At 54.1% G+C, this 6,924-nt stretch carries 5 protein-coding genes, 1 pseudogene and 2 riboswitches; of the genes and pseudogenes, 1 reads left to right on the top strand and 5 read right to left on the bottom strand.

From position 1 onward, the window contains the following. From H7688_RS22700 to H7688_RS16435, 3 genes and pseudogenes are all read right to left on the bottom strand, one after another. Positions 1 to 145, bottom strand: a pseudogene (locus H7688_RS22700) (cytochrome C); the annotation flags it as partial. A 404-nt stretch (positions 146 to 549) separates the two neighbouring features. Further along, positions 550 to 1,227: a response regulator gene (locus H7688_RS16440; protein ID WP_183362271.1), complete on the bottom strand. Its 678-nt coding sequence runs from the start codon at positions 1,225 to 1,227 to the stop codon at positions 550 to 552. A gap of 32 nt (positions 1,228 to 1,259) precedes the next feature. After that, the gene (locus tag H7688_RS16435) at positions 1,260 to 2,708 is read right to left on the bottom strand and encodes a heavy metal sensor histidine kinase (protein WP_183362270.1); all 1,449 of its coding nucleotides are present in this window, start codon (positions 2,706 to 2,708) and stop codon (positions 1,260 to 1,262) included. A gap of 810 nt (positions 2,709 to 3,518) precedes the next feature. Then, a riboswitch (cyclic di-GMP riboswitch) is annotated at positions 3,519 to 3,603 on the top strand. Between the two features lie 25 nt (positions 3,604 to 3,628). On the opposite strand from H7688_RS16435, the gene H7688_RS16430 reads away from it, so the two are divergent. Next, on the top strand, positions 3,629 to 4,564 hold the full coding sequence (locus H7688_RS16430) for a CxxxxCH/CxxCH domain-containing protein (protein ID WP_183362269.1): 936 nt from the start codon (positions 3,629 to 3,631) through the stop codon (positions 4,562 to 4,564). 266 nt (positions 4,565 to 4,830) lie between these two features. On the opposite strand, the gene H7688_RS16425 is transcribed toward H7688_RS16430, so the two are convergent. After that, positions 4,831 to 5,781, bottom strand: a complete 951-nt coding sequence (locus tag H7688_RS16425) for a CxxxxCH/CxxCH domain c-type cytochrome (protein WP_183362268.1) — start codon at positions 5,779 to 5,781, stop codon at positions 4,831 to 4,833. 25 nt (positions 5,782 to 5,806) lie between these two features. Next, positions 5,807 to 5,892, bottom strand: a riboswitch (cyclic di-GMP riboswitch). 77 nt (positions 5,893 to 5,969) lie between these two features. Further along, on the bottom strand, positions 5,970 to 6,884 hold the full coding sequence (locus tag H7688_RS16420; RefSeq protein ID WP_246329840.1) for a cytochrome C: 915 nt from the start codon (positions 6,882 to 6,884) through the stop codon (positions 5,970 to 5,972). Between the last annotated feature and the right edge of the window lie 40 nt (positions 6,885 to 6,924).

The raw sequence follows: 6,924 nt of genomic DNA, 5'->3' as shown, positions 1-6,924 counted from the left end.
TCACGTTGGCGGAACCTTCCAGGCTGTTGTGCATCGAGTGGCAGCCTTCGCACTCGGCGACACCGCCGGAGTGGAATGCCAGCGCGCTACCAGCGGTAGCGAGGGTGAAGAGTGCTGCTACGGCGAAGATCTTCGTTGCTTTCATGTACTGTCTCCTTTTTGGTTTTTACTTCATGACATGTGCTGCGAACTTGTATCCCTCTTTACACTCCGCATGCCAAACCGCCACTTCGCGGTTCGCCGGCGAGATAACACCCTATTTTATCTGAAGAATAAATTTCAGCTGCCGGTCAAAAGACAGAGTTTTCAGGTAGGGACGCTGCGCCGCAAAAGCGGGAAGGCGGGAAGGCATTTTTATTTGGCGGGAACAACCAGAGACGGGCTTTCCAAAGACATACTGCAACCTTAATTTTACGAAAGGTTATTTTCGCATACTGCACAGGGTCCTGGTGCAAGGTCGAAACGTGCAGCGACCGCAGTCAGGCACAAAAATAGTGGGGCAAGGCCCCACTATGAATTACCTACTTTCCGCAGATTGGTGGGCTTGAGTCAGCGTTCTTCGAGAACATACCCCCTCCCCCTGACGGTGTGTATCAATTTCTCCTCGAAAGGTTCGTCAACCTTGGCTCGCAGCCGGGTCATGTGAACATCGATAATGCTCGAAATTTTGTCAAAACTGTCGAAATCGGCACTCCAGATGTGCTCCGCAATTCTCGTCTTCGAAATAACTTCCCCAGAATTGCTGACAAGGAGGTAAAGCAGTGCGAATTCTTTAGGAGTCAGGTCCAGCCGTTTCCCACCCCGCTTGACCCTCTGCCGCACCAGGTCGATCTCAAGGTCGGCCACCCGATAAAGCTCTTCCTTAAGAACCGGTCCGCGGCGGAGCACGGCGCTTATGCGAGCGGTCAGTTCGGAAAAGGAAAACGGCTTCACCAGGTAATCGTCGGCGCCAAGCTGCAAACCTTTTATCCGTTCAGGAACCGAATCGCGAGCCGTCAGTATGATCACCGGGGTCATCTTGGTCCGGCGCAGTTCGGTGATTACGGACAAACCGTCCATTTTAGGAAGCGTCAGATCGAGGATAATGAAGTCGTACTCTTCCTTGACTGCCAGAGAAAGTCCCCTTTCTCCATCCTCAGCCACGTCTGCAGCAATGCTATATTCCGAAAAACCTTTTTTGAGAAAAGCGCCCGTTTTCTCATCATCTTCGATTATTAATATCCGCATGATTCCCACCTCTCCTTTTCATTTCCAACCAATCAGCTCACCACCGTTGCGCCGCCGGTCGCCTCATTCGGGAAGCGTAGGGTAAACGTTGTTCCCACGTGCATTTCGCTCGTGACCGATACCGAACCACCATGGAGGTCCATGACCGCCTTTACCAGGGAAAGACCAAGTCCCGCACCTGAGGCATTTAGTAAATGCGAACCGTCTCCGCGGTACAAACGGTTAAAGATCCAAGGGAGTTTATCCTGGGGAATTCCGAAGCCGGTGTCGCTTACGACAATTTCCAGAAACTGCCCCTCGGCCTCCCGCACAACGATGCTCACATCAACACCTTGCGGCGAGTAATTCAATGCATTGAGCAAAAGATTGCTTATGGCGCGGCGAAAAAGCAATGGGTCCCCGCTCAACAGAGCGTGGCCGCGACAGGAGAAGGTTGCCCCCTTTTCCTCTGCCATCGGCGCGTACAGGGTATACAAATCTTCTATCTCGTCAACAGGATCGAAGACAGTGCGCTCGATATGACTAGCCGGATTTTCGGCTCTGGCAAGAAACAAAAGGTTGTTCACCAGACGAGATAGGCGGGCACACTCGTCGACACCCGACTCGAGCACTTTTTTGTATTCTTCGGGCTCCATGTCATGCATCAGGGCAACCTCGGCCTCCCCCATAAGGATATTGATGGGAGTCCTGATCTCATGGGCCAGGTTCGAAGCGAAGTGGGACAAACGTGTCATGGAGTCTTCCAACCGGTCAAGCATGGCATTAAACGTTATCGCCAGACGTTCAATTTCAACGGGCCAATCTTTAGGATCGGCTCTTTTTGTTATTTTATTGCAGCTTATATCCTCTGCTACTTCTACCAATTCATCAAGAGGTCTGACAACATTTCTTATAAGGAGGAAAATTATTACCGGTAGCAACAATATCTGTGAAATTGCGACCATTATGATCTTAGCCGAGTTATCGCGGTCAATCTTGACAGAAGAATTGACGTCAAGAGCAATCTGTATGGTTAATTTTTGGCCATCCCGTGAAGGAATCATAGAATCTGACTGCAGAAAGAAATACCTGTCGTTGTTCGCCAACTTGATGGTATCGCTTTTCGAATCAAACTTCTTAGGAGGAGGGGGGAACCATTGCTGGGGCAGTATCTTACTCATCCCCTTTGTTTCAAATACCTCTCGTCCTGATGCGTCGATAAAACGGAGATAGTAATGTGGGAAGAACACATTTTCCACTTCCCAATCCATATCAGACCGAATGATTTCAAGATAATTTGGGTTTTCTTCAATGATTGCATGCAACATGTGCAGTCTGTCGTAAACGAAATCTCTCTGAACCCGCGACAGACTGCTACGTAGAGAAGAGTGCAGAAAGTGGTACATCGTAAAGAGGAAGAAGGTGGAAAGTGCAACTATGATGAGAGACAGTCTGAACTTTATAGGCCATTTTTTGAAATTTCGACCAAACCTGGTAACCACAAACACCTCTCAAAATGCGGGAAAGCGAGAGAGAACTGCTCCAACGTTGCCCCCTGCCACCCTCTTCAACCCTTCCGGCTCGCCTGGACGCGGATCACTCCGGCTAGGCCGTTTGCTTTTCCTCTAACATGACGCTCATCAGTTCACGCGCAGCCATTAAGATACAGGGCCGTACAAGCAGACGCCTCGTCTCCCGGAAAACCCCTTCAAGTTCTCTCAGGCCCAGCCTGTAGCAATCCAGGTCTCGGTACGCCCTTTGACGGTCATTCTGGTTTTTGGTAGCCGCACACCAGAATTGAGCCGTAACGGCCCACAGAGGCTAACGCATGTAATGCACCAGTGTCAACAGTTACGGTATACGGATGGGCTACAAGTATGCACAAGTCGCCCGGCATACGCGTTTACCGTGTACTGGCACCACCTCGCGACTCTCCTTCGAGACCTCTTCATTCTAATCATAGAGGCAGGAAAATAGCCAATGGGCACGGCTAAAGTTTTACCCATTCCCTGTCGATTAGTTCCTGGTAATCACGGAGGACTAACGTTTGGTTGCCGCGAGGCCACACAGGCCCTCGCTCAGGCTGCCACCAGAGCTTTGGGTTAGACCGTACTAGCAACGCTTGAACTGAATTTTCCGGCCGTTCAACGACAGGAGGTGCGGAAATGTACGGGATGTTAGGGAACAAAGAGAGACGGGGCGAAAGGCATGCGAATGGTCGGCGATCCAGAGCGGGACCAGGCCTGGGAGCCGCGATCCCAAGTGTGACATAGGGTCTGGAGGTTATCTTTAGATCATCTTTTAACCACAAACTCTGATCATAGTAAACCCATTGGAAGATGGGGGCACAAAGCCACAGGTCCCACGTTCAACGAACCGGACAGCTGGGCTACCGGAGAAAAAACCAAGGAGGACGCAAATCATGACTGATTTTCGCCTGAATTACCCGCTCCGGACTGCTCTTTTGTTGACCGGCGCCATCTCCACCCTTTTCTTGACTTCGTGTGGCAGTGAACCTGACAAGCAAGGCAGTGCTACAACCACGTCAGTGGCAAAGAGCGCAGACGTTGGTCAGCTCCCGGTCAAAGGTAAAGTAACGGGTACGACGGCACCGGAGACAGCTGCCTTCGGGATGCGCTGGTTCAATACCGCTGACAACCGTAACTACATCTACGATGGTGCCGACTGGGTTCCCCACGACAACACAGTTGACGATTTTTACAAAGCAAAAGAGCAAAGGGCAAAGTCAATGTCCAAAACGGTAGCACTCGATACGTCTGAGGTCTGCGTAGATGGGGATCCTAGTTGCACGCCGACAGGGGCACACGGAGGGCATGCCGGATTCGACTGCAAGGTATGCCACAAGGTCGGGGGCCGCCTCTCGTTCTCCAAGACCTCTACTCCGACGGCCTACTCTGCCAATCTGCCAGCTCCCACCTTTGATGCGATCGCCAAGACTTGCTCCAACGTATCCTGCCACGGCGTTTCCAAAGGGACCTTCAGTTACTACTCCGTTCCCGATGGCAACGGTGACGTGACCTTGGTGACGGTAACCTACGGTGGTACCACGGGAACCGGTAGTTCGCCTCCCTGGAACGGCACCAGTAACGGAAGCGGTTGCAGCGCGTGCCATGACGATCCGCCTCGCCACGGTTCGGACGGGTCCAACGTGTGGCACAGCGGTTATCATGGCGGTCAAGGCCCCACCGGCGCTCGCAACCAGTGCCAGTTCTGCCACCCTGACGCAACCAGCCCAGGAAACGGCATCGGCGACACTATTATTGATCCTTCTCTCCACGTTAACGGCGTGGCAAACGTGCGTGCCACCTTTACAAGTTCCTGCTTCGGTTGTCACTGAGTTTCGTGCCAATGCAACAAAGGTCTCACCACAGCCATTCTGTCGCGAATGCAAGGGTTGGATCAATGGTGCAGGGTATTGCTAAACAAGCAGGGTGTGGGCTCGTGAACTAGTTCGAGTAGGTGCCCCAGCAGTCAAGTCGGGCACCACGTTTGACTGGTGAAAACGCAAAAAGGGCAGCTGAATTCAGCTGCCCTTTTCTTATTTACATATCCCAACTTCAATCGCCCAGTTTCAAAGAGCGATGCAGCCAGAGTGACCTGTTGTCAGTGGCAGCCGAAACATGCGGTGGTAAAGGTTGCCTGCACCTGTACAGACCCGTTGGCGTGCAGCAAGGGATTGGTGATGGTGTCGCCGATCCCGTTGCCAGGACTGGAAGCATCGGGATGGCAGAACTGGCACTGGTTACGCTCACCCGTGGGGCCCTGGCCACCGTGGTAACCGCTGTGCCAGACATTGCTCCCGGTTGAACCGTTGCGGGGCGGATCGTCATGGCAAGCAGAACATCCGGCAGCACCGGTGGAGTACCAGGAAGGAGTCGAGCGGGAGCCGCTGCCATAGCTGATCGTGGTGAGTACGACAGACCCATCACTCCAGTCAACGGTGTAGTAGGTGAAGGTACCGGACGCGGCATGGCATGCCACGTTGGAGCAGGTCTTGGCCACCGCATCGTAGGTCGGGGCGGGCTTGCCCGCCGCGTAAGCGGGACCGTTCTTATCGAAGACCAAACGGCCACCGACCTTGTGGCAAACCGAACAAGCAAAGGCATAATGCCCCGCTGGTGTGGTGCCTGCACCACCGTGTGCGCCGGTCGGGGTGCAAGAAAGATCACCGTCGGTGCAGACGTCAGCTTGCACCATCAAGGCAGCAGTCTTTGCAACGCCTGCGGCCTTTTTGGCAGCATAGTATGAATCGACCGTACTGTCATGGGGAACCCAGGAGGCACCGTCGTAGATGTACTCTCGACCTTTGGCGGTGTCGAAATAAATCATGCCGAAGACGGCATCAGCGGGCGGCTCCGCAAGTCTTTGCCGTGCTTTCAGGGGAAGCTTGCTGATATCCACGGGGACGGCGACCGAAGATATCTTGGCTTCCGTCGAGCTGGTTTCCGCAGCCGTTTGCGGAGCTGTCGATTCGTCCCCGCAACCGGCAAAGAGCAAGAGTGCCAAGGCTGCGCCGAACAGTGCAGATACCGGAACAAAATTCCTGACTGACATGGGTTCCTCCTTTTTCAGCAAGACTTCCGGTAGCTCAGCCGTCCGGTTCTGAGAACTTGGGACCTGGTTGCTTTGCGCCCCCACCTTCCGATGGATTTGCCCTTGCACGGAGACTTCATCTACCTACAAATACAATTCTGTGGCGGTCGTCAATTAGACTGCCTGAAGCTCCACGATCACCCAGGCGATCAGTGGCAAGTGAAACAGGCCGAGGTAAAGGTAGCCTGGACATTGGCGACACCATTTGCATGAAGTGCCGGATTGGTTATGGTGTTGCCTATCCCGTTACCGGGGCTGTAAGCATCGGGATGGCAGAACTGGCACTGGTTGCGGTCACCGGTGGGACCCTGGTTGCCGTGATTGCCGCTGTGCCAAACATTTGAGCCGGTCGAACCGCTGCGAGGAGGGTCGTCATGGCAAGCAGTACATCCCGCGGCCCCCGTCGAGAACCAGGACGAGGTCGGACGAGGGGCACCACCTCCGTAGCTGATGGTGGTTAGCACGTAATCTTCGAGGCCCCAATCGTAAACGTAGTAACTGAAGGTGCCGCTGACCGCATGGCATGCGATGTTCGAGCAGGTTTTGGCGGTAGCATCAAACGTTGGCGCAGGCAGCCCGGCTCCGAAGGCAGGACCGTTCTTCGCAAACGAGACCCGCCCACCTACCTTGTGGCATACCGAGCAGGCAAAGGCGTAGTGGCCGGCGGGATTGGTGCCCGGGCCTCCGTGGGCCCCCGACGGGGTACAGGCCGGATCACCGTCGGTACAGACATCAGTCTGCACCATAGAAGCGGCGGTTTTGGCAGGAGCTTTCCGGGATGCGTAATAACTATCGACCGTGTTGTCGTGGGGAACCCAAGAGGCGCCGTCAAAAATTTTCTCTTTGCCGGTAGTGGAATCGATGTAGATCATCCCGAACACGGCAACGGCCGGAGGAGCGGCGAGTTTCTGCTTCCCGCGTGCGGGAAGTTTCGCGACTTCAGCCTTGGTCGCAACGGTAGTCGGTTTAGATGTCACAGACTTGCTGACTGCCGCACCCGGCAAAGAAGAAGATTCCTGACCGCACCCGGCAATGAGCATCAGCGGCAAAGCGGTCGTGACCAAAGCTGACCTCATAACAGCCGGGGAAAAGCATCTAACTGAC

The organism is Geomonas limicola, assembly GCF_014193675.1.
In the GTDB taxonomy this organism is placed as follows: domain Bacteria; phylum Desulfobacterota; class Desulfuromonadia; order Geobacterales; family Geobacteraceae; genus Geomonas; species Geomonas limicola.
This window is presented reverse-complemented; position numbering and strand designations above follow the sequence as displayed.